This is a genomic window from Ottowia sp., assembly GCF_016703145.1.
In the GTDB taxonomy this organism is placed as follows: Bacteria; Pseudomonadota; Gammaproteobacteria; order Burkholderiales; family Burkholderiaceae_C; genus Ottowia.
Genome location: NZ_JADJCO010000005.1, coordinates 689,240 through 712,290, shown reverse-complemented (window position 1 = coordinate 712,290; position 23,051 = coordinate 689,240). Strand labels below are relative to the sequence as shown.

The 23,051-nt window shown below is 63.1% G+C and carries 13 protein-coding genes; 12 read left to right on the top strand and 1 reads right to left on the bottom strand.

What is annotated here, in order from left to right; all coding sequences use genetic code 11:
* Positions 1–12 precede the first annotated feature (12 nt).
* The 7 genes from IPG65_RS16430 (at position 13) to radC (ending at position 17,136) form a co-directional block, all read left to right on the top strand.
* Positions 13–3,438, top strand: a complete 3,426-nt coding sequence (locus IPG65_RS16430; RefSeq protein WP_293191875.1) for a hypothetical protein — start codon at positions 13–15, stop codon at positions 3,436–3,438.
* The gene (locus IPG65_RS16425) at positions 3,431–9,382 is read left to right on the top strand and encodes a DEAD/DEAH box helicase (RefSeq protein ID WP_293191873.1); all 5,952 of its coding nucleotides are present in this window, start codon (positions 3,431–3,433) and stop codon (positions 9,380–9,382) included. The genes IPG65_RS16430 and IPG65_RS16425 overlap by 8 nt, the downstream gene beginning before the upstream one ends.
* 123 nt (positions 9,383–9,505) lie before the next feature.
* Positions 9,506–10,966: a Wadjet anti-phage system protein JetA family protein gene (locus IPG65_RS16420; protein WP_293191871.1), complete on the top strand. Its 1,461-nt coding sequence runs from the start codon at positions 9,506–9,508 to the stop codon at positions 10,964–10,966.
* Positions 10,963–11,631, top strand: a complete 669-nt coding sequence (locus IPG65_RS16415; protein ID WP_293191869.1) for a DUF4194 domain-containing protein — start codon at positions 10,963–10,965, stop codon at positions 11,629–11,631. The genes IPG65_RS16420 and IPG65_RS16415 overlap by 4 nt, the downstream gene beginning before the upstream one ends.
* Positions 11,628–15,272 (top strand): SbcC/MukB-like Walker B domain-containing protein, encoded by a 3,645-nt coding sequence (locus IPG65_RS16410; protein ID WP_293191867.1) that lies wholly within the window; start codon positions 11,628–11,630, stop codon positions 15,270–15,272. The genes IPG65_RS16415 and IPG65_RS16410 overlap by 4 nt, the downstream gene beginning before the upstream one ends.
* Before the next feature lie 41 nt (positions 15,273–15,313).
* Positions 15,314–16,411, top strand: a complete 1,098-nt coding sequence (locus tag IPG65_RS16405) for a Wadjet anti-phage system protein JetD domain-containing protein (protein ID WP_293191865.1) — start codon at positions 15,314–15,316, stop codon at positions 16,409–16,411.
* Between the two features lie 215 nt (positions 16,412–16,626).
* Positions 16,627–17,136 carry a DNA repair protein RadC gene (gene radC, locus IPG65_RS16400; RefSeq protein ID WP_293191863.1) on the top strand — a complete coding sequence of 170 codons (510 nt, stop codon included), beginning with the start codon at positions 16,627–16,629 and terminating at the stop codon, positions 17,134–17,136.
* A 39-nt stretch (positions 17,137–17,175) separates the two neighbouring features.
* On the opposite strand, the gene IPG65_RS16395 is transcribed toward radC, so the two are convergent.
* Positions 17,176–17,685, bottom strand: coding sequence for a CIA30 family protein (locus IPG65_RS16395; RefSeq protein ID WP_293191861.1), 510 nt, complete (start codon positions 17,683–17,685; stop codon positions 17,176–17,178).
* Between the two features lie 69 nt (positions 17,686–17,754).
* On the opposite strand from IPG65_RS16395, the gene IPG65_RS16385 reads away from it, so the two are divergent.
* The 5 genes from IPG65_RS16385 to IPG65_RS16365 all read left to right on the top strand — a co-directional run bounded on the left by IPG65_RS16385 (position 17,755) and on the right by IPG65_RS16365 (position 23,038).
* Positions 17,755–18,984: a nucleotide pyrophosphohydrolase gene (locus IPG65_RS16385; protein WP_366932142.1), complete on the top strand. Its 1,230-nt coding sequence runs from the start codon at positions 17,755–17,757 to the stop codon at positions 18,982–18,984.
* A 465-nt stretch (positions 18,985–19,449) separates the two neighbouring features.
* Positions 19,450–20,688, top strand: coding sequence for a hypothetical protein (locus IPG65_RS16380; protein ID WP_293191858.1), 1,239 nt, complete (start codon positions 19,450–19,452; stop codon positions 20,686–20,688).
* Positions 20,689–21,178: 490 nt separating this feature from the next.
* Positions 21,179–21,643 carry a single-stranded DNA-binding protein gene (locus IPG65_RS16375; RefSeq protein WP_293191855.1) on the top strand — a complete coding sequence of 155 codons (465 nt, stop codon included), beginning with the start codon at positions 21,179–21,181 and terminating at the stop codon, positions 21,641–21,643.
* 77 nt (positions 21,644–21,720) lie between these two features.
* The gene (locus IPG65_RS16370; RefSeq protein WP_293191853.1) at positions 21,721–22,584 is read left to right on the top strand and encodes a DUF932 domain-containing protein; all 864 of its coding nucleotides are present in this window, start codon (positions 21,721–21,723) and stop codon (positions 22,582–22,584) included.
* A 100-nt stretch (positions 22,585–22,684) separates the two neighbouring features.
* The gene (locus IPG65_RS16365) at positions 22,685–23,038 is read left to right on the top strand and encodes a hypothetical protein (RefSeq protein WP_293191851.1); all 354 of its coding nucleotides are present in this window, start codon (positions 22,685–22,687) and stop codon (positions 23,036–23,038) included.
* Positions 23,039–23,051 lie beyond the last annotated feature (13 nt).

Sequence of the window (23,051 nt, the reverse complement as noted above, 5' to 3'; positions counted from 1 at the left end):
GCAGGGAGACCCATGTTCGAAGCACACGAAGAGCGCCTGCAGGCGCGAGTGAAGCGCGCCGAGACGCCTGTGCTCGGCCTTCTCGGAACTCTGCTGCCGGCGGACGCGCGAGAGGCCATTCGCATGGACTTGGCCGTCATGCCCAGTGCCAAGGCATATTCCCAGCGGCTTGAGAAGTACCCCGCATTGTTCGGGGTTTGGCTCGCCGAGCACGTCATGCTGGGTCTCGGTCAAGACGGGCACTTCAGCCTGTACCCGCATCTTCTAAAGGCCATCGGCGTATCGACTGAGCTGACACCGGGGGAGAAGGAACTCCTTTGGAGGGCGTTCCGCCGCGCGATGTTCAAGCTTGGCATCCAGCCGCTATCCCGGGTCTCCGGCTCTCACTTCATGGCGGACGAGTACGTCCGGCAAGCTGGCGTGCCAATTGCCTTCGCCGACGACCTTGCGCTACGAATGCTCCAGGCGGCCAAGCGGGTTGGTCTACCTGATGAGGACGACCAGGAGGGGTTGCTCACATGGCAGTCCACCCTCCTGAACAAGCTCGTACCGCCGTTCAGCGTGACGGCACGCAAAGCGGTGGAGCGCGACTCCCTCGGCTACTACACGCGCGCCTTTGTGCGCGTTCATCTGAATGGAGGTCAGGCTGCTGGCAAGGACCCGCTAGAGCAGGCTCTCGCAAAGGCGTTCGCAGCTGGTGGCTCGTCACATCTCCGGAGGGCTGCGATACCGCAGCTGCTCTACCGCGATGGCGCGCTTGGGGTTCTCTTCCCGCCCGCCGATAGAGCGATCGGCTACAAGGTTGAGTGTGGAGGGCATGTTGCGTCACTGCGCCTCGATGCAGCGGGGGGCTTCCGGCCCCTGCCTGGCGGTCTTCATCGTGAGCTTGTAGTCCAACGTGATGACGGGGAGCGAGTTCTCTCTGTGCGTCTTTGGCCTGACTCGCTGTCCAACAGACTGTTGATCTTCAACGCTGAAGGGCGTCTACGAGCGTCTGCGCAGCTAGCGCAGGAGGACCCGGTCGAGCTCGCCCCCGGCCGATACCTTGCGCTCTGTCGATTCGAGCCGAGCAATCTCGAAGACTGGTATGAGGTCAATGAGTCGCCTCTGCTGGTAGAGGTGCCACTGGAGATCAGGCCAGGCGCCGAGGTGCTCATCAAGAATGGGCCGGCAGCCGTTGCCTTGGTAGGACAGAACCAACCATCACTGTCGCTCATTGGGCCTTCCAAGGGCAGTCTCGAGGGACTGGAGTTCTGGTACGGCGACGTTGAGGCCCACATCGAGGTGCCAGCCGACTGGCTCCAGAACACCACGGGCCAGTTTGAGGTTCGGGTGGTTCACGGTGACCGAAGAGCCGCGCTCTCAGTGAATCTTGACGAGAACCGTCGCGCGGTTCAGATGCTCTCGGAAGCTATCGCACACCTCGGCCTGGGGAGCGGGCTCTGGCGGTTGGTTCTGGAACTCGGACGCGCCGGCGACGCTCGGGCAGCACAGCGGCAATCCGTTCTTTACTGGAGCGGACTGAAGAGTGTTTCCTATGGGCTCAAGTTCTCGTACGACAGCCCACCTAAGAACCTGATTGCATCATCCTGCGCGGGCCTCAAGTTGGGTGCGATCCAGATGGACCCGACAGATGATCACAGCCGTCTCATCCGGATGGCCTTTGACGTGGGTGGCGGTAGGCTCGTCCACTTCAGCTGGCATAGGCCCGGAGTGTTTGTCGAGGTCCAAGTGCCAGGAGCCGACGGCTCGACTGCCTCCATCGCTCGCCCACTGGGTGTAGCCGAGACGGTGTCGCTGACCAGCCCAAAGACGATTGTGGTCAGCGCATCCGAGCCCGGGTACATCTCCTTGGGGAGCATGCGGACCTTCGTCGACTTCTCACAGAAGGCCAGCAAGGCGTTCCCAGCGAGCTTCTTGGCAAGCCGCCTCGAGCCCGGGGCGCGAACTCTGAAGTACGAGACGGCCTCTGGCAAAGCCGCCGTCGACCTGCTGGTTCTCTCTCAGCCCCATGTGGCAACTCAGGTCAAGACAGAACGGCTGGCAAACCTGTTCGAGGTTCGGGTGGTGGTCAGTGGCGAACCGACTGAAGTCGCTGTGACAGGACGTGAGCTGTCATCGGGCCGCGAGGCGCGTGCTGAACATGAACTGATGGCCGGGACTTGGCACACCAACGATCTTGCGCGTATGCAGGTCTACGCTGCCCCTGCAGGCAACAGCCATGTGGTTCATGTCCTCATTGACGTCGAGACACTGAAGCCGGGCACATGGCTTCTCGGATTCGGTGCGCGCATTGGGGGCGTGTGGGGCCGCCTGCAGGACGGAGACGAAGGACGCATCGCAGTTGCGTTTGCAGTCGACGTCTTGGGCAAGGAGATTCCCGGGAAAGAGGTCGTCGCTGCGACTGACGCACTACCGCTACCCGAAGTCGCCGCGCAGCTGGTTCGACTGAACGAGCACTTCCGTCAATGCTGGTCGCCTGTCTGTTGGGAGCAGCAGCAGTGGCTGACGCCCTACTTTTCAGCGCTGGTTGACAGGCTCAGGGACAAGGAAACTGACTACGTGACCGAGCTCGTCGATATGGCCATGTGCCGGCCGCCGGAAGATGGGCGGCCTGGCTACCTGTCGATGCAGTTCGCACCTGCCTGGCTCAATCACGCCTTCAGTCAACAGCGGTCGACCTACAAGCGGGTCAACGTCAAGCCACATCCCTTGTCGATTGCCCTTCGGGCAACGGTCGAGCTGAAGGGCGCGGTTTCCCCTGCATTTGGGACCGTCCTGCATCCGAGTGCTGCGATGCCATTCGCGAACATTGCGGAGGTCATGCAGGGCCGACGCCCCAAAGGCTTCAACCTTGCTACTTATCGGGCGGCACTGCAGCAAACCAAGCTTGAAGGGGCGTATCAGCTTGAGGACGAACTGTTCCTGCCGAAAGAGGGCGAGCTACTCGGGCCGCTGCACCTGGCGCACTGCTGGAGAGACCTTGAGCGTGGTTTTGTATCCAGCCAACTCATGCCGAACAACCGCAAGAGCGCTGCCTTGGCGCTTGCCAAGAAGCTTGCACTCCATCGAAGTGATTTTGACCAAACCGCCTTCAACGGCTTGAGGGGCCAGCCCCTGCTTCTACGGCTCGGGAAGCCTATTGACGACCAGCTGGACGATAGCGAGCAGCTCAAGTGGGAGCACATGGAGCACGTCGCGCTCGCGAGTGCCTGGCTTGCCTGGTTCTGTCGCCTTGAGCATCGTCAGCCCGGGGTACTGAGTGGCTTCCACGGTCTGCTCGGGAATTTGCGCAAGCAGGTTGAAGTCCCTGGAGGAACCATCGCCGACTGCATCGCCTACTACCTCCAGGTGGCCCCCGCGATGTTTGCCTTCTACCTGCTCCTGTGGGAGTTGGTACAGACCGTAGAACTTGACCCGGTGGTCCAGCATGCCTGACACGAACCCGATTTCCTTCTCACAGGACCTTAAGGCGGTCCTCGCCAGGTATATCGCGACTACGCTGCCCATCTCGCGTCGGTACTCCAAGCTTGGTCGTGAGTTCCGTCTCCTTCTGGAGCAGGAGCAGTTGGTCCAGGGACCCTATGTCGAGGCGCTTCCCGACTTCGAGAAGGGCAAGCCCCTCGCTCAACTGCTCAAGAAGGCTGGTGGCTTTCTGCACGACGGACTCGGCTTGCTGCCGACTGCCAATCGGCCGTTGCACCTTCATCAAGAGATGGCGCTTCGTCATGCCATCGTCGACCAAGAGAGCTTTCTGACCGCGACGGGCACCGGCAGCGGCAAGACCGAGACTTTCCTGTTCCCTATCGCTCACGACCTTCTGTCCGATCCTGACCCCAAGCGACCAGGCGTTCGAGCGCTGCTGGTGTACCCAATGAACGCGCTGGCCAATGACCAGCTCTACTACCGAGTGGCGCCGCTGTTTGCTCGCTACCTGAAGGACTACGGCATCACCTTTGGGCGATACACCGGACAGGTGAAGTCCACAGCCAAGCGAGACGAAGAAGAAGCTCGCATCTGGAACAACCCCAAGTTGATGGAGGCTCTGGGGAACCCTTCAAGCATCCCGAAGAACTGGCTGCTCACGCGCGATGAGATGCTGGCTGACCCGCCGAAGGTACTCATCACCAACTACGCCATGCTGGAGCACATGCTCCTGCTACCGCGCAACGCCGGCTTGTTTGCCACCAACTCTTTGCGCTTCATCGTCCTCGATGAGATCCATACGTATCACGGTGCCCAAGCCACCGAGGTTGCATTCCTCCTTCGCAAGCTGAAGACTCGCCTTGGTGTCGAAAGTGGACTCCGAGTCTTTGGGACGAGCGCGAGCCTATCGGACTCCGAGACGGCCGACGATGAGCTCAAGAAGTTCGCCACCGACCTCTTGGGTGAGCCCGTAAACCGAGTCATCCGAGGCAAGCGAATTCCCCACGGGGCATTGTCGCGACCGGTCAGCAAGACCTTCTCCATGAATCCAGGCCAGTGGGTCACTCTCGGGGGAATGCTCCGTGAACTCCTCCAGCTTGACCGTGACGAGCAGACGGTTGACTGCTGGAATCGCTTCGTGCAGTCCCAGGACGGCCTGCACCCAGAGCTCGTCCTCCAGGGCAAGCCGGATAGCCCGGCGAGCGAGGCCTTGGTCGAAACCTTTGCTCGCAGCACCCAGGTGCGCCGAGTCGCCGAGGCGCTCGAGGGGGGGCGTGTGGTGGGATACGCTCAGCTGGCGCAACAGGTCTTCGAAACCTACGAGCTTGCGCCGGTGGAGGCGCTGGGCGCCTTGAGCACTGTGATTCAGTGTGGGATGGTGGCCCGTCGAGGGCACGGTGACTTCCCACTGTTGCCAGGTCGGTACCACCTTGCTGTGAACAGCATCGAAGGCGTTGTTGTCCGGCCAGATACCAGCGACGAGGGTTGGGCGAGGGTCAAAGTCGGTCGCAGCTTTAAGGATGACGCCGGCCACTACTACCCCTTGCTGACGTGCCGTAAGTGCGGTCAGCCCTTCCTGGAGGGATGGAAGGACCAGTCGCATGTACATCCGCACCGCCCTGATACTGGTGAGAACGGGGCTGAGCGAGTCGTGTTTTGGCTCGGGACTCCATTTGTTGGAACCGAGGACGAAGAGGACGAGGGTGGCGACGGCGATGCGGGGCAGTCCGCGCACGAACGCATCTTTGTCCAGCTAAAGACTGGCGAGATCGTTGCCTCCGAGGATGCCGTTCCGCTGTATCCAGTTCACACAGAGCAGGACGACGTGGAGAGGGCTCGCTATGTCAAGCGCTGTCCGGCGTGCGGTGGCCGGTCGACTGGTGCCGACGCTGAAGTTGTGACCCGCATGCACCCCGGCAACGAGGCGCTCGGCGCCGTCGTTGCTCAGCGGGTCCTGGAGGCACTGCCCCCAGGTGTCATTGACCACTCTGACCCGCGGCCATCTTATGGTCGCAATCTGCTGACCTTTTCCGACAACCGACAAGACGCCGCATTCTTCGCCCCGTACTTCGAGCGCACTTCCGCGAACGTTGCCCTACGAGCGGCTGTTCGCGCTGTACTGGTTGAGTCCTCGGCGCCGATGGGTATGACCCAACTCGCCGAGCGCGTCTTCGAGCACTGGCGACGAAATGGAGGTCAGCCGCTGCTCCTCAACGAGGCTGGTGAGATTCGGACCGACAAGCAGGATGTGTCTCAGCTGCTCCTTGGTGCCCTGGGCTATGAGTTCTGTACTCCGGGAGGTCGCCGAAACTCTCTGGAGAGTCTGGGTGTAGCCCTGGTCACCTATGACGAGGCCAAGCTCAGGGCGCTGCACCAGCAGGTCAAGAACTTCTGGCCTCCGCAGTTGCCGAACGAACCGGCGGCGGTTGAGGCGCTTTGCCACATCCTTCTGGAGACAGTGCGCCGAGAGCGTGCGCTGGAGAGCTTGTCCGGTCTCGCGATGAACGATCAGGCGGTCTGGGGCGACTACAACCAGCATCGGACCTTCGACATCGAAACCGGCGATACCGGCGTTCGCTTTAAGTGGCTGCCCAGCCAGCAGGTCAACCGCCACAACCGCCGGTCTTGGTACCTCGTAGAGCGGCTCGGTCTCAGCAAGGGCGAGGCGGCTGACTTCCTGCGCAACTTCTGGGGCGCGATGACGAAGCCGCCTTCGACCATCCTAAAGAAGTTTCCACCTGGCTTCGCTATGGATGGCGGTCTCATCCGTGTCCGCAGTGGACTGAATGTAACTCTGTACCAATGCAAGAGCTGTGGCCTCCTGCAGAGGCACGTCGTCGCCGACAAGTGCACCGCTTTCGGATGCCGGGGCGACGTCTTAATGCTGGATGGCGACCAGCGCGCGAGGCTTCAACGCGAGAACCACGACCTAGCTTCCTACGAGGAGACCAACCACTTGACGCTGCGTGCGAGAGAGCACACAGCTTCCCTGTCGACCGAGCTCCGCGAAGAAATTGAGCGTGAGTTTGCAGAGCGACGCATCAACCTGCTGAGTTGCACCACCACCATGGAGATGGGGGTCGACCTTGGAGACCTTGAGGCGGTTGTGAACCTGAACGTCCCGCCCGGCATCGCCAACTACCAGCAGCGAACCGGCCGCGCCGGACGCCGGGCTCAGGCTGCACCGTTCTGTGTCACTGTCGCTAGGAACACGAACTACGACCAGATTGTCTTCCGAGAGCTGAAGGAGTACCTGACTTCTTCGCCTACGACGCCATTCATCAACCTTGGCAATGCGGAGTTGTTCCTTCGGCATCAAATGTCCGTCGTCCTGTCTTCATTCTTGCGGCATGCCCTTAGCAAGACTGATGTGAATGCCCCGTCGCTGAAACACCTCTTCGGCGAAGTGTTGCATGACAAAGCCAAGGAGGAGTTCTACGACAAGCTGAACGCATGGGTCGAGGGAGAGTCTGGCTCGAAGGCGTTCGCAGAGGCAGAGGCGCTGGGAGACACGCTGCCGGCCGACTTCCGCTCGATCGTTTGTCGCGGGCCCTACCTGAGGAGTTCGATCGTCGGCCGGCTGAAGGAGTTCGCTGAGGACGTCAGTGAGCGTTGCAAGTCCTACGTCGCCAAGAAGACTTCAGCTGCGGAAAGCGATGAGCTGAAGAAGGCTCTCTACTGGAAGGAACAGCTTGAGAAGTACATGGACCAGTTCCTGGTCAACGAGCTCTCTCGACGCGGCCTCATCCCGACATACAGTTTTCCGGTGCACTCCTTAACGCTGGAAGTGCAAGACGGCAGCACGTTCAACCGCTTCCAGAACCAAGCAGAAGTCTCGTTGAACCGAGACGCGAGCCTTGGCATCAGCGAGTACGCGCCTGGCGCAGAAGTGGTGGCCAACGGCCGAATCTGGGAGAGTGCTGGGTTGGCCAGCTACCCCAAGGCCTTTATGCCAACTCGCTGGTATGCCGCATGCCCGGAGTGCTTCCACGTTGACGTCGCCGATGCCCATCAGGATCTCCCGGACGGCTGCAGCAACTGTGGCTACGCTGAGCCGACACGGCGAAAGCGCATGTTCTTGGAGCCAAAGGGATTCGTCACCAGCGTCGCGGATAGCAAGGGCAAGGACCCCGGGACGTCGCGTCGCCGGGTGAAGCCTGCCGACGAAGCGAGGCTGATTGCAGCTCCCAGGCCGGAGAGCTTCCAAGAGACAGATCTTCCGTTCTTGAGCACGGCCCTTTTGTTGGCTCGCGGCTCGGAAGACAACGACCTCCGGGGCAGCCTGTTTGTGACCAACCGCGGAACCTACGGGGAGGGGTACTACAGATGCCTCTTTTGCAACTACTGCCAGCCGGCATCCAAGCCGAAGAAGACCAAGGACGCGGCAAAGAAAGGCCCCAAGTCTGGCGATGCTGCGACCCGGAAGTTTGTTCACAAAGATCCGAGCACCGGATCGACATGTAAGTCCGAAGTCATGCCAAAGATGGGCGTCGACTTTGCGCACATGTTCAACACCGACGTACGGCTCCTGCGGTTCCTCGCGCCGCTGCCTGAGGCTTCGGAGGACGTTTCCGGCGAGCGGCGCTTTCAAGAGCATGTAGCCCGAACGGTTGCCGAGGCATGCCGCCTGGCGGCTTCGGACATGCTCCATCTCTACGCCGGAGAGCTGCGCTCGACCTATCGCTTGTACGCCAACGCAGGCTGTATCGCGGAGGTCGTCCTCTATGACGGCGTTCCTGGGGGGGCTGGATACAGCGCCCGATTGGGTACGCCTCAGTTCAGCTTCCGAGAGCTCATGGCGGGCGCGTTGCGCCGACTAGATTGCCCCCAAGACTGCGAGTCTGCATGCAGAGCATGCCTCTGCGACTACGGCAACCAGCGGCACTGGGACAGCTTTCGCCGGAAGGAGACCCTGACCTGGTTAAAGGCGCTGCTCGATGGACGTCCGACCGCCGATGGACCGGGAAACTACGTGCCTTGGCCCAAGCCGAGCTTGAGTGGACTTTCTGAGCGCCTCGCGCCATCGTCGTCAATCTCCATCATCGCTACCTCGCTCTCCGGGGCCGCTGGTTACCGTGAGACGGAGCTCAATCAGCTGCTGACGTGGTTGCAGTCCGGGAAAGAGATGGAGCTGTACATCGTCAACAAGCTCATCCGGCATCCCTCGGACTACCAGACCTTGATGCTCTATCGGCACCTGTATCCCTGGATGCAGGCCGGCAAGCTGCGCATCCATGAGCTGGCAGAGCTTGATGGCCGTATCGCAGGTCAGATTCCGCGGGTGTTTGCCGGGATTGAAGACGGCTCGTTGCTGGTGAGGCAAGCCTTCCCCGTGCAAGCACTGCTCGACGGGCTGGTCAGTTCGCCTGCCGAGCTTGGAGCCATGGATGCCGGTACGCGCGAGCTGCTGAAGACTTCGCTTGCCTCGGCAGTCCCCTATGCCCCCGAGCATTTCGCTGAGGGGCAGAAGATGGGTATGTGGGAGTTTGCCGTGGGTGCGCCACGCCCCTTGGATGATGTCTTTGCGGCCATCAAGGGACTGCATGTCAAGAGTCTGGTCGTTCGGGACCCCTACTGCGGCACTGAGCGAAATCGCCAACGTCTCAAGCAACTGCTGACGTTCCTCAAGGGTCACCTGTCAGAGATGGAGCGCGCCGACGTTTATTGCTCGGAGGTCAAGGAGCGGCAGCGCGACGGCACAGACTACGTGGCGAATCGCCTGGAGGTCGCATACCAAATCGAGCGAGTCTTAGACGAATCAGGAGTCCTCAAGGGGGAGGCGTTCGTCAAGGAGCTGGGTCGCAACCGCACATTCCATGACCGCGAGCTCACATTTGACGCTGTTGACCAGAGCGGGTGCGGGACAACGCACCGCTACTTCCTGACAGGAGGCATCGACTATCTGCTTGATGAGCGCAGCGATACGCGCGTCTTCCATGCCGTCGTCACGAACTGAGCCGCGAATGAGGTACAGGCTCTGTGCTGGAGGGATCGTGAACTCAAGTGGCGGCTTAAGGGTGACCAAAAGTTTGGAGGTCATGGTCTGCACCGATGCCAAGAAGCTTCGCATCCCGACCGAATGCAGCTCGAACTCAAGGGCGGTAGACGAATGAGTGCGAGCGTCTTCTTTGAAGGCGACCGCAGTCGGTTCTTTCGGCCACTGAACGGCACGCGTCGTGAGCTGGTGGTCGCGTGCCTGCGCGCGCTCTATGAGCGACTGCATGGGCCGACCGCCGATTACTCGCACAACATGACCCGCGATGCGTTGCGGGAGCTTCTGTTCCCGGTCGTGCGCGACTACCTCGACCGCGCTGCTCCGGAGGCCGAACAGGACGAGTTCAACGAGCCTGAAGCCAACGACCCGCAGCAACTCACGTCGCTGCTCATGCGCACGCTGCTGGCCGATGGCTGGCTGGAGCAGTTCGCTGACCGTCACGGCCTTGTCACCGCCTTCCGGTTCTCGCGCCCGGGAAAGCTGTTTTCAGAAGCTCTGTGGGCTCTGGACCGCCCTAGCCGGAGCCGTCAGCGAAACATGCGCGGCTGCCGCAACGCCTTGGATGCGGCGCTCTCGGCGCGTGGCGACGCGCACGACCTGATGGACGCCTATGAGTACGCCGAAAAGGTCATCGAGGACCTGACAGAAGGCATCGACTACTTCCAGCAGCTAGTGCGCCACCTCATGCAGAACGCGTCAGTGCACACGCAGTGGAGCGAGTTCGTCGAATTCCTGGATCGCTTTCAACGCGAGTACTCCAAGCAGCTCACGGCGGACGACGCCAACCTGAACCGGCAGGCCATCCGGCAGAACCTCGAGAAGTTGCGCGCCGTCACCGAGCAGAAGTTCAAGCGGATCGACGAGCAGCTTCACGATGTCGCCCATTGGGCCGTCAAGGAGTTCACCGGTCCGTCGGTCTATGACTGGCTGCTCGGGCGCATCGAAGACATCGTCGACGCGGCATGCGAGTCCAAGCAGCCCGGTTTCTTGAAGGCGATGGAGAGCTACCTCAAGCGCCTCACAGGCCTGGCGCTGCAATCGATGATGCTGCGTTCCGGCCAGACGCGGCACTCGTACCTCGCGGCCATCCAGAAGCTGGCCGAGTCGTCCGATACGGAACAGGAAGCGCTGCTGGCGCGAATCGGGGAACAGCTGGCCACTTCCGAAGTTCGTGTCCTCGATCCGTCGAGTTTCAAGCTGCGCTCCGCCACACAACGTCGCAAGGCGGTGACGGTGACCATTCGGCCACGGGCAACTCGTGAAGAGCGCCTGGCAGCGGCGATGGCGCGCGCCGAATCCGAAGTGTTCTCTATTCCAAACGAGATGGTCGCTGAGAAGCTGCGATCCGACCTGCGGCTCTTCCGTCATCCCATCCGCCTTTCAGCGCTGCCCGCTGAAAGTGCGCGGGATGTCCTGCGTGCAATGCAAGCCGTCGAAGCTGCGCGTGGCGCCGCCGGCAGCGATCTCACAGTCCGCAAGTTGACCACTCGCATGGACAACATGGTCTACAGCGGAAACGACTACGAAATCGACCTCAAAAAATGAGCATCTCTGCTGCAGTGCGCGACCAGCTTGCCGTCGCCAACATTAAGACCGACCGCTTCCGAGAAGTCGTCGTCCGGCTGCTTTCATACGGGGTCATCGTGCGGGACGAAGACCGCACGGAACAGCTTCTATACGACGACGCCCGGCGTGTCGAAGCCCTCCTGGAGGACTACTTCGAAGTCGCAGGCTTTCTGCTGCACCACGACTCGACGAACCAGTTCTACCGGCTCTACGCGCCGGGTGCGGCGGTCGACGGTCTTCCGCAAGACACCCTGGAGCCCGTGCCGTCCCTGCGCGCTCGTGTCTCGCCCGACTTCGTGGCGACCGCGCTGGCGTTGCGATTTCTGTACCAGAACAAGCTCAACAATGGTGACATTCAGTCGCAGGGCGAGGCGCTCATCAGCTTCGAGGAACTTGCAGCGACCATGCAGACCCAGCTCAAGCGCTCGTTGCCCGTCGGCTCCACCGACAAGATGGCACTCCTGGCTGAGCTCAAGCGCCACCGTCTGCTGCGCTACGCCGCAGGCTTCACGATCGCAGATGAGGATGCCCTGCTCGCCATCCGGCCGACCATCCTGGGCATCGTGAGCAATGATGCTCTGGCTGCTGCGCTCGACGCGGACGGTGTCATCGAGCAAGAAGCCACGGTTGGGGCCGACCAATGAAGCTGGACAAGCTTGTGCTTGCGAACTGGGGGCAGTTGCCCCCAGGTGACTACGAATTCAGCAACATGACCGTGCTGACCGGCCCGACGGGCGCCGGTAAGTCCACGATGCTTGACGGTCTTCAGACGATCATGACGGCGGCCTACCAAGGTATCGTTGCCTACAACCCTGGCCAGGAAGAAGTGCAGGCCGGCCAGCGGCGCGGCAAGTCCAAACGAACACTCGAGTCGTTTGTCTGCGGCGCCGAGTACGCCATGTTCTCGCGCCCTGACGGTGCTCATGGCTACGTGGCCGCGGTGTTCCGACCGGGTCCCAATGAGGGCCCGGCAAAACCATTCACTGCTGTGGTCGCCGCCGCAGCCCGCGTGGACGGCTCCGGCGAACGGCGCATGGCCAAGCTGGAACGTCTAGAGCTCATCATCGTCGATGAGGATGCGCTGACTCTCGGTGACTTCCTCAAGGACGCGGCCAACAGCGAGTGGGTCGCCGTCGAGGACATTGTCAAACGCCTGAAGGCGAAGTACCGCAAGGTCACCAGCTATGAGAGCCACAAGAAGGACTACCTGTGCGCCCTGTACGGTCGGTTTCGTGGCCGAACGAGTGTGAATTGGGATGAGACCCAGAACGCCGCCAAGGCGTGGAGCCAGTCGATCGCCTACAAGCCCATCGGCTCCGTTAACGACCTGGTGCGCGACGACATTCTGGAGTTTGACGGCAAGCAACTGCAAGAGAGCATCACGCGCATCAGCGACCTGATGCGGCAAGTGACCAATCTGCGCGAGGAAGGTGCCCGAATCGCCGCCACCGTGGAGCGGCTGCGCACCTTGAAGTCGGCGATCACGGACACGACCACGGCATTCGAGGAACAGGTGCAGTACGACTTGCTGGCAGCGCGAATGCACCTGCGCGATGACGCTGCCAGGATTGCCGGCGAGCGTCAGAAGATTGCCGACGACACCGACATCGTCGAGCGCAACACCGCGCTGCGCAACACCGAGAAGGCCCTGCGGGAGGGGGTTGATCGCAGCCGAATTGAGCTGGCCGCCAAGCTGAGTGGTATCGAAGCCCACGGCGTGAAGGAGCGTCTGGAGGACAAGCTCAGGTCGGCGACTTCCACTGCCAAAGGAACTTTGGAAGCGCTCCTCCTCGGGCTGCTGGCTGCAGGCCGGCTGGAGAACGCTGCGCGGACTTTCATCGGGAAGCCGGTTCCTGAGCAGTTTCCGCGTCTGAAGAAGTCGGTGCAGATGCTTGCTCAGGCTCTCACAGCCACGGAGCTTGAGCGACTTGGACGGCTTCACACCGCAGTGGTTGACGCCTCAAGCGGCCACGAATTGGTACCTACCAAGCTGTTGCAGCTGGTGCCGGCGTTCGAGGGCGCCCATATCGGGTTGGCCGAGCTGCATGCCGCACTCATAGGCCCCACAGACAGCGTCTCGATGGCCATCGCCGCTGAGCAATCTACGCTGGACGACCGACTGCTGGCCGAGCAGCGAGCAGTCAGCGAGCTGGCCGAACGGAAGCGACGCCTGGCAGCTGGCGGTGGCAACTACAGCCGCGACACGGCCCTTGCCGTCGATCGCATCCGGGAGGAACTGCCCGAAGCCAACGTCCAGGTATTGTGTGACCTGGTCGAACCTCGCTCGGAGGAATGGCAGCAGGCCATTGAGGGCTACCTCGACAACGCCCGCTTCAATCTCATCGTGAAGCCGGAGTGGGAGGCTGCCACCATCGATCTTCTTCACCGCGCGAGCTCGCGGGCCAAGGTCATCCAGGGGAAGCAGTGCCTGGATCGAGCCGACGCGAGTCGTGTGCCGCGTGAATCCATCATTCATGAACTGCATACCGACCACCCGATTGCCAAGGCCTACCTTATCGAGCAGTACGGCACCGTGATCAAGGTGGAGAACTCGCAGCAGCTCCGAACGACCGCCCGGGGACTGACCAAGGATGGCAAGGGCAGTGGCTCGCGGACGATGTTCGTCGGCGAGAAGCGTGAGCTCGTGTTCGGTCGCGCGGCCCGAGAAAGGGCGCTGAGGGAGGTGACGGCGCAGCTCGAAGCTGCGGAAGCTTCGTTCGGCCGCTTGCGCGAGCTGAAGAAGGCGCTGGAGACCCTGCGTGGCGGCTTGACGCAGTTGCACGAACCGAGCTTCAACGCTCAGCCGCTGCAAGCCGCCGCGACTGATATTGACCACGCGCGTCGTTCGTTGGACCAACTTGATCTGACAGAGGTCCGTGCGCTCGAGGCGCGGCTCGAGCAACTCAAGAAACAGCTGGTCGAGCATGACGCCAACATCGAGTCGGCTGCCAAGGCCATCGCGCTTGCGGACAAACGCACGGAGGAATCCGAGAAAGTCATCAAGGGCGTCGAGGCCAAGCGCGGGGACCGTCTACTTGAGCTTGAGTCGCAGATTCAGCGCTTGAAAAGGCTGTGCGAGGTGAACGCTGAGCGCACGTACACGGTGATGTCCGAGCAGGTCGACGACTTGCTGGGTTCCGGCACGCTGACGGCAACCGACGTCGCGAGCCGCCGTGACAAGCTGAAGACCTTGCCGGCAAACCGCTTAGGCGCGGTACGTGAGCTGCTGGCCGACTACAACTCGAAGGCGAAGCCCGAGGAACGCTTCCAGTCAGCGTTGCCGCACCTATACGATGACCAAGCCTTCGACGCCTGCTACGGCCCCCTGGTCTTGCTAGGCCGGTTCGTCAGTACGCTGCATGCCGACTTCGAGGGCATCGGCCTCTACAACAACCGCAACGAGGTCGAGAAGGCAGAGCGTTCGTTCCATGACGTGTTCACCAAACAGTTCTGCGTCGAAATCAAGACCAAGGTCGATGACGGTGTTCGCACGCTGCGCCAGCTCAACGGCGAGCTGCAGAACCTGAAGTTCGGCACGGACCGCTTTTCCATTGACTGGTCGAAGTGGGAGCCGGAGTTTGAGGAGTACTACGGGTTCTTCAGGGCCGTCGCAGAGATGGCGGACTCTCCGGAAACTGTGGATCTGTTTGGTGAGACCGAGCTGTCGACGAAGCACGTCCAAGTGCGCGACCGGCTGGCAGCGCTGCTGCTGGACAAGGACCAGGAGCGTGCGGGTCGCGATCTCTTGCGCATCGCCGACTATCGCAACTACCGCCGGTACGAAATCTGGAACGAATCGGACAGTGGCGGCCGCATCGCGCTGTCGACGTGGGGCACCGGCTCCGGTGGCCAGCTCGAGACACCGGCCTACATCGTCCGCGCCGCAGTCGTGACCAACCGGATGAAGTTGTTCGACAAGGGAGCGAGCCTTCGGCTGCTGATGAGCGACGAGTCGTTCTCAAAGATGGACGAGACCCGCGCTCGTGCCGTGCTGCGCTATTTGCGCGACAACCTGGACCTGCAGTTGGTCAGCGCGATGCCCACCCGCAACGCCGGCGCACTTCGGCCTGAATTCGACCGCGAGTACAGCTTCAGCCGTGTGGGCGTCGACGGCAACGGCGAGCTGGACTTCATTCTCGAACCCGACGACCGCATCTTCCGCAAGGACAAGATGCGTGACCTCTGGGAGGCCGAGCGGGCCCTGGCACGCGAGCAGGCACGCCTCGAATTCGAGGCACGCGAGCCTCCGGAAGAGCCCACCCATGTCGTTGAGGTCAAGCAGTGACAGCGAGACCGCTGTGGCTCGAGTCACCTGAGGTTCTGCAGTTGCTGGGACTATTGGTCGACCGGCTGGACGCCGCCGACCTGCGCGGCACCAGGCCTCAGTCGGTCGCACTCACCGAGAAGACCTGGCCGGCGCTCTACACGGCAGCCTTCGAGTCCCGCAAGGAAGCGCTGTGGGAGCAACTCGGCGAGATGTGCCGCTTGGGCCGGATTCAGATCAGGCCTGACGGAGCGGCCCGGGCACGCTCCGGCTACGACCAGTCGCCGCGGGTCACGGTTGTCGACGAGGCTGCGCTTCGGGCGGCTGCGGGCCGTCCCGAGCGGGTGAAGAGCTCGGTCGAACGCTGGCGCGAGGCGGTGGCCCAGGGTCTGACGGCCTCCGATGAGGTCAAACGGGCTGTAGGTGACTACTGCATCGACACGCCGGATCACACGATGGCTGAGGTCGTCGAGCAGCTCAATTTGCTGCCTTCGCTGGCAAGCAAGCCCATGCTGCTGCGCGAGGTGTCGGCGCAGCTCTTCTGGGGCATGTCGAAGGTTTTGGACAAGCGCCAAGGACTGGTCGCGGCCATCTTGGGTCTGGACGAGTGCCCATTCCTCGAGTCGCCGATTCAGCTGCAGGTACACCTGCCGCCAGCAGGCTACCGCGAGGTGCTGTTCATCGAAAACCTAATGAGCTTTGAGCGGGCGCTGCGCTCAACCAGCGGCGCCTTCGACGGCTTGGCTCTCGTATACGCGTCAGGATTCAAAGGTAGTGCTCAGCGGCTTCGTAGTCCTGAGGGGTGCTCGCTCTTCTACGGCAGTACGGGCGCCCTCGGTGGCGGCATCAAAGATGCCTTCGAGGCGTGGTTGTTCGGCCGTGGTGTCGCACCTGTGTATTTCTGGGGCGACTTGGACTACGCGGGCATGCGGATCCTTGCCGCCTTGCGATCCAACTTCCCCAGCTTGGCAGCGTGGGAGCCGGGTTACGCCCCGATGCTTTCGGTGCTGCTTGCCGGCCAAGGGCACTCGCCGGAAGCCGCGGACAAGCAAGGGCAGCGCCCGCTCGCCGCGACGGGTTGCGCCTTCGCAGATGCCCATCTCATCCCGGCTCTGGCGATGACAGGGCGGTACGTTGACCAGGAGCTGTTCGCGCTCTAGTCGGCGTCAACTCGCCGCATGTCAACAGTGGGCGTTGCGGAGTGCGGGGGGCTTGCGGTGTCGACCCACGCTACCACGCCGTTCTCGCTGTCAAGGTCTGCGCGCTCGCGGGGCGAGCGCTTGCGGCCTGCGGCCGTCTGCGAACCCTGACAGCTGCGCTGCGCCGTGGTGCTCCGGTCTCGGGCAATCCCGCCCGATTCAGACTGGAGTTCGCCATGTCGCTGTCTTCCACTTCTTCCGCTGTCGATGCGCTGCTGGTGCGCGATGTCGATGGGCAGTACCGTCCGGCGCGTGCCGAGGAGGTGCTGTCGCAGGCGCGGCGCGTGCTGTCGCAGCAAGTGCGACGCGGTGCCACGATGTCGTCGCCGCAGGCGGTGAAGGACTACCTGCTACTGGAGATCGGTGTGCTGGAGCACGAGGTGTTCTGCGTGCTGTTCCTGGATGCGCAGCACCGGATCATCGAGCTGAAGCAGATGTTCCGCGGTACGGTGACGCAGACCTCGGTGTATCCGCGTGAGGTGGTCAAGGCCGCGCTGGCCTGCAATTCGGCCGCTGTCGTACTGGCTCACAACCACCCCTCCGGTTCGGTCGAACCGAGCCGTGCGGACGAGTTCCTGACGCAGACGCTGAAGACAGCGCTGGCGTTGGTCGATGTCCGGGTCCTCGACCATCTTGTGGTGGCCGGCGCCGACGTGTGCTCGTTTGCGGAGCGCGGGCTTGTGTAGCTCCGGCACGGAGCGCCGCCCTGCGGCGCTACTTTCCGGTCACACCAGACCGATCCGCCGGACCTCGAGCGCGAAGGCGCCGGCCTGGCGTTCGGCGATCATGAGGCCGACCTGGCGGATGCGTGCAGGGTCGAGTGCTGGCGCGCCGGTGACCTCACGGCCGCGGAATGTGGCACGGAAAGTGGCCAGGGGGATGTGCAGCGTCTGCCAGGTGGGTTCGGGGGCGAAGCTGGCCTGGTAGTTAATGCTGTCGAAGGCGTCGTCGGTCAAGAGGTTCAGCTTGAAGCGCCTACCCGTGGCGCGCGCCTCGATGAAGCAGGTCTGCGCGCCAGGTTTGCCTCGGTCGGCGGGCCTTGATCGGATCGACGCGAAGCCGCCGTTGCGTTCGAGCGAGACGCTGCCTTCGAAGACCGCGTGGCCGGTCGGGTCGTGCCGCAGCCGGCTGCCCGAGACGCCGCCCATGACGCGGTCGTCGATCGCATTCCATTCGGTGACCGCTGCCGGGTCACCGAAGTCGAACAGGAGCCATGTCGTGTCCGGGTCGCTCATGGCGCGATTATGCGGCGTGGGGGGCCGCCGCCGCGGGTGGCAAGATGCGTTCAAAGAAGGGAGGCAGGGATGAACCTTGGTGAATTACAGGCTGAGTTGCGGCACTTCGCGGCGGAACGCGATTGGCAGCCGTTTCATACGCCCAAGAACCTGACCACGGCCCTCATGGTCGAGGCGGGCGAGCTGGCGAAAATCTTCCAGTGGCAGACGCCCGAGGATTCTCGGCATGCGCATGGGGATGCCACAGTCAAACAACGCATCGGCGAGGAAGTGGCTGATGTGCTGCTCTACCTGCTACAGGTGGCGGACCACTGCCAGGTCGATGTCTCTCAGGCAGTCCGGGACAAGCTGGTGAAGAACGCGTTCAAGTACCCGGCGAAGCGCGCGATCCCGCGGATGTCGCCGACTCGTGCGTCAGTGCCGGGTACGCATGTGCTGCTGGACTACGAGAACGTTCAGCCGAGCGATGCCGAGCTGCGGGCTTTGGTACCCGACGTGGGCCAGGTGTGGGTGTTCCATGGGCCGCACCAACGGGAGGTCGAGAAGCGCTTCGCGTCGTTCGGTACGGGTGCCACCGCCGTGCCGATCAGCAAGAGCGGCAAGAACGCGCTCGACTTCCATCTCTCCTTCTACATGGGCTACATCGCGTCGCGCAACCCCGACTCGAAGATGGTCGTGGTCGCTAACGACAAGGGCTACGAGCCCATGCTGGAGCATGCGAAGGCGATGGGCTTCGTGGTACGCCGGCAGTCGCATGGCGAGGTGAAGCCGCCGGCAAAGAAGGCCGCGGCGAAGCAGGTGGCCGCGAAGAAGGAGCCAGCGAAGAAGGTCGCCGCGAAGAAGTCGGTGGCGAAACCCGCGGCGGCCAAGCAACCGGCCGCTAAGAAGGTGGCCGCGAAGGCCGCGTCTGCCAAGAAGGCGATCCCAGTCAAGACGCCCGCGCCGGCGAAGAAGGTTGCTGCCAAGGTTCCTGTGCCCGCTGTCAAGGCGGCGGTGGCTGCGCCGCCTCCTGTTATGAGTGGGGCGGCAGCCAGGCCTGCGGTGCTGGTGCCGGACTCTGCCGCCACCCTCAAGAAGCTGACGGACAGCCTGCGGAAGATGGCCGACAAGCGGCCGACGAAACCGGCGTCGCTGTGGCGGTCCCTGAAGTCGTTCCTGGGGGTCGGTGCAACCGAGGAGGCGGCGGAGGTGGCGTTGGCCCGGCTTATCGAGGCAGGCGTGGTGAAGGTGGATTCGGTGAAGGGCGCGTCGTATCCGATGTTTGATGCTGCGACCGGGTCCACTGTTTCCAAGGTTTGAATCGTTGGTGCAGTTGATGCTGCGGGCTGTGGTGATGCGTGCAGTGGCGCCGTTGATGCCAGGTCTCTGTGGGCCTGGGCGTCTCCCCGCTGCGCGTGGCCGGGCTGTCGCGCTGCGCGTCGAGCCACCGGAGTACCGGCGTCTCGCCCCTTGTACGGGCTTCCATCCCTGACGCAACACGGTCAGGCCGGCGGAGCCGGCTGAGACACGCGGCGGCCCTTTCCCGTGCCCGGGGATCGCGGGCTTCATCGTCCGTCCTGCTGCGCAGGACCGACGCCCGCTTGGCGATCGGGCCGGCTCGCAGTTCGCTGCGCCGCGCTCCGCTCGGTGCTCGCGCGTCCCGAACGCCATCCCGGTCACCCGCCAGGCCCGGAGCCGGGCCGCTGAAGACCTCGCGATGGAACAGGCCCAACGCCAACTCGTTGAGAATCGATAGATGGTGAAGAAGAAGCTCGAGGAGGACGATTGAAGAAGCGAATCCAGATGTCGGTCGACATGAGCCATGGGACTGTGGGACTTCTTCCGGGTCTCCCGGCAGCAGCTCAGTGGGACTGCGACGTGCTTCAAGCACTCTTGGTGGTCGGCTACCTGACGACCCCACCTCGTTATCGTGGCATCAGTCTCTCAACATACTGGGCTTGGCTGCGCTATGGCGCGGCAATCTCCACGAGACGTTCGTCACTGAGGCTGCGGCCCATTTGGAATGAGCTCGATCCGCATCAGAAGACGATCCTTTCCGACGACTTCGGATTAGGGTTCCCATGCCACTACCTAGTGGAACAGCACGGATTCGAGGACTTTGCGGACACGGCCTATCTCCTCGACTCCTTGCTGGCAGGCGTTGTATCGCATGCGTCGCGATCGAAGCGCGGGCCGTCGAAGACCCCGGATCTCATCGGCGTGGACTCGCTGGGACGACTCCACGTCCTCGAGTGCAAGGGAAGCCAGACATCCAGGGCAGCGCTTGATGATGCACTCGGCAGGGGCATTGCTCAAAAGAGCAACCTCAGCAATGGCTCCATCTTTGCCTCTTGCATGGTCGGTGGGATATTTGTGCCCCAAGACCGCAGCGCCGAGGAAGCACAGCTTGTTTTCATTGATCCCGATCCGGATCCAGCGCTCAAACGTCTTCAAGCCCTGGACCCGAAGGTCATTGAACGCGCAGTAAGGCGGCAGTCCTTTGCCAAGGCGCTCGGTACGGCGGGCCTGTGGGCTGCGGCAGGCGGCGTAGCGTCAGGCCGCGTTGGTCCGGCTGAGGCAGACTTTGTGCGCGATCTCGAATCGGGTGAACTTCGATTCAACAACTTCGACAAGACGGAAGAAGAGACGTGGCGCAAGACCATCGAGTATCGGTCCCTCGAAACCGATCTCAAGGATGAGGCCGATCGAGTGGCCTACGTTACGCGCCTCGTGATCGACATTCCCGATGATGTTGTCCGCCGAGTGGGAAGCCTTGTAGGGCAAACAGGTGCGGTGGGCTTCGAAGATCTAGATGCGTGGCTCGCCGAAAGACTCGTCCGGGAGCGCACCGTCAACATCCGCACTCTCGCTTCCCGGACGACGGCGGATGGAAAGCTCATCGCCAGGCGGCGTTCCGTGACCAGCGCGTGGACCATGTCGTCGGCCGAAGGCGAGTTCGAGACAGCTAGCATTTCCGTTTCATCCGGCATCCGGTTTCGGATAGAGCGACAGCGCTTCGCTTAGGCGACCCTCGCGGTGCAACTGCCGGCGATCCCGGAAATCTGATCGATCGCCACGGCTCGGCCGTCGCGCCAGTCGTCCGCTGCGCTCCCTTGGTGGCACGCCCGCCGCAGAGACGCCGTTGGCTCAGGTCCATCGGCCCGCTGCGCTGCAACCGCTGCGCCAGGCAAGCTGGCACATCGGCCGCGACGCTGCGCCGCCCGTGAGGAGGGGGCAGCCCGTGCGCCAGTCGTCCCACCGCGCTCCCCCCACGCGCCCCCGTCGAATTGCGAGGGGGACTTGTGGGGGGATCTTCAAGCGGTGGGCCGGGAAACCGGCTCACTGCTTCGGCTGCTGATGACACCACCCATCCCCAACCCCTTCCCGTGAGGGAAGGGGCTATGCCCACCCCCCGCCCGCCCGTGGGCGGGAGCAAGGGAGTCCGAGCGAGAGGATCAGTTTTCAGGGAACCCGGACCCGGGACCCGGCTGGTTGCTCTCGATTGGAGATCTTCATGGCAAACGTTTCTGTCATCCAGCGCCACGCGCACCTGGCCGGGGCCGTCAAGCTCGAGTTCGTCAACGGCCGCGAAGGCAAGATCGCAAAGGCCGTGCTGACCGCGATCAGCAACACGCGGCGCGGTTCGGGTGAAGCCCGCGAGGAGGAGTCCACCGCGATTCAGTGGACGCTGTGGGGAAAGCAGGCCGAGAACGCGGCCGAGTACTTGGGCAAGGGCTCGCACGTCAACATCGTCGGCCGCCTGCGCAACAACAACTACGAGAAGGACGGCGAGACCGTCTACGGCATGGCGTTCACGGCCGAGGAGATCGACTACCTCGACAGCCGCGCCGAGAGCGAAGCCCGCCGCAACGGTGGCCCCGGTGTCGATAGCGGCACCAGCAGCGCCGAGCGCCCGGCACCGGCCGCCAGCACCCGCAAGCCCCGCAACGCGCGCCAGCCGGCGCACGCCGACGCCTGAACCCTCATCGGGTGGGCGTGAAGCCATCGAGCCGCGCCCGCCCTTCGACCTACACCCAACGATCGAAGGAAACCATCATGTACTCGACCCCGACCCTGGCGACCCGCTTTGCCCGCAACACCCGCGTGATGCGCGGCGATCAACCCCTGAGCGAAGACCAGATGCGCGCCGCGGCGCCGTCCATCTTCGCCGAGGGCAAGCACGCGAGCCGCTCCGAGCGCTACACCTACATCCCCACCATCGATGTCCTGCGCGGCCTGCGCAAGGAGGGCTTCGAGCCCTTCATGGTCGCCCAGGGCGCCAGCCGCGTCGAAGGCAAGGCGGAGTTCACCAAGCACATGATCCGCATGCGCCACGCCGGCCAGGTGCAGACCCGGCCTGAAGCCAACGAGATCATCCTGATCAACAGCCACGACGGCGCGAGCTCGTACCAGATGCTGGCCGGTATGTTCCGCTTCGTCTGCTGCAACGGCCTGGTGGTGGGCGAGGTCGTGGAGGACATCCGCATCCCGCACAAGGGCAACATCCAGGGTGAGGTGATCGAAGGCGCGTTCCGCGTGCTCGACGAGTTCGAGGCCGTGAACGAACACACCGAGGCGATGAAGGCGCTGCAGCTCCAGCCGCCCGAGGAGATCGCCTTTGCGACGGCCGCCCTGGCGCTGCGCTTCGGTGAGCGTGGCGTGGAGGAGACCGGAGGCCACAAGCCCGCGCCGGTTACGGCCGAGCAGCTGATCGAAGCGCGCCGGCCCGAGGACATCGGGCACAGCCTGTGGACCACTTTCCAGCGCGTGCAGGAGAACGTGATTCGTGGTGGCCAGCCCGGCCGCAGCGCCCAGGGGCGCCGGCTGCAGACCCGGCCGGTGGGCAGCATCGACCGCGGCGTGAGCCTTAACCGTGCGCTGTGGATGCTGGCCGAGGAGATGCGCAAGCTGAAGGGCTGACCGGCGGGTGATGACTTTTGCTTGAAAGTCATCGCCTCCGGCGCCGTCGGCCGGCCCGACGATCGGGCCGGCTGTCCCACACGCACCCGAGGAGCCTCACATGGGCCACGACACCATCGATGCCGAGATTGCCGCGTGCGATGCGCTGTCGCGTCAAGCGACGCAGGCAGGTGCCCAGGCATTCGCGCGCCTGCTGATGCTGGCCGAGGAGCGTGACTCCGGCCAGATCCCGCGCATCGCGCGCTTCCTGGCCGCGACGTACAACGGCCAGGCCTTCCAATTCGACCTCTTCGAACTGCGCGCCGTCGACATCTCCATCAGCAACGACATGCTGTGCTGCCTCGACGCGCTGCGCTGGGGCCGTGCCGACCTGCACACGCTGATCCAGGACGGTGACTCCCGCGTGCGCGCCGTCATCGACCGCTGGGGCCTGCACTGGCCTGAAGGCGAATGATCCAGCGCCGCTC

What these genes read in the sequence shown, in the direction of transcription:
- IPG65_RS16430 (WP_293191875.1), top strand. Translation starts at nt 13, where the DNA reads ATGTTCGAAGCACACGAAGAGCGCCTGCAGGCGCGAGTGAAGCGCGCC.
- radC (WP_293191863.1), top strand. Translation starts at nt 16,627, where the DNA reads ATGTCGCTGTCTTCCACTTCTTCCGCTGTCGATGCGCTGCTGGTGCGC.
- IPG65_RS16425 (WP_293191873.1), top strand. Translation starts at nt 3,431, where the DNA reads ATGCCTGACACGAACCCGATTTCCTTCTCACAGGACCTTAAGGCGGTC.
- IPG65_RS16370 (WP_293191853.1), top strand. Translation starts at nt 21,721, where the DNA reads ATGTACTCGACCCCGACCCTGGCGACCCGCTTTGCCCGCAACACCCGC.
- IPG65_RS16385 (WP_366932142.1), top strand. Translation starts at nt 17,755, where the DNA reads ATGAACCTTGGTGAATTACAGGCTGAGTTGCGGCACTTCGCGGCGGAA.
- IPG65_RS16395 (WP_293191861.1), bottom strand. Translation starts at nt 17,685, where the DNA reads ATGAGCGACCCGGACACGACATGGCTCCTGTTCGACTTCGGTGACCCG.
- IPG65_RS16420 (WP_293191871.1), top strand. Translation starts at nt 9,506, where the DNA reads ATGCAGCTCGAACTCAAGGGCGGTAGACGAATGAGTGCGAGCGTCTTC.
- IPG65_RS16375 (WP_293191855.1), top strand. Translation starts at nt 21,179, where the DNA reads ATGGCAAACGTTTCTGTCATCCAGCGCCACGCGCACCTGGCCGGGGCC.
- IPG65_RS16415 (WP_293191869.1), top strand. Translation starts at nt 10,963, where the DNA reads ATGAGCATCTCTGCTGCAGTGCGCGACCAGCTTGCCGTCGCCAACATT.
- IPG65_RS16365 (WP_293191851.1), top strand. Translation starts at nt 22,685, where the DNA reads ATGGGCCACGACACCATCGATGCCGAGATTGCCGCGTGCGATGCGCTG.
- IPG65_RS16410 (WP_293191867.1), top strand. Translation starts at nt 11,628, where the DNA reads ATGAAGCTGGACAAGCTTGTGCTTGCGAACTGGGGGCAGTTGCCCCCA.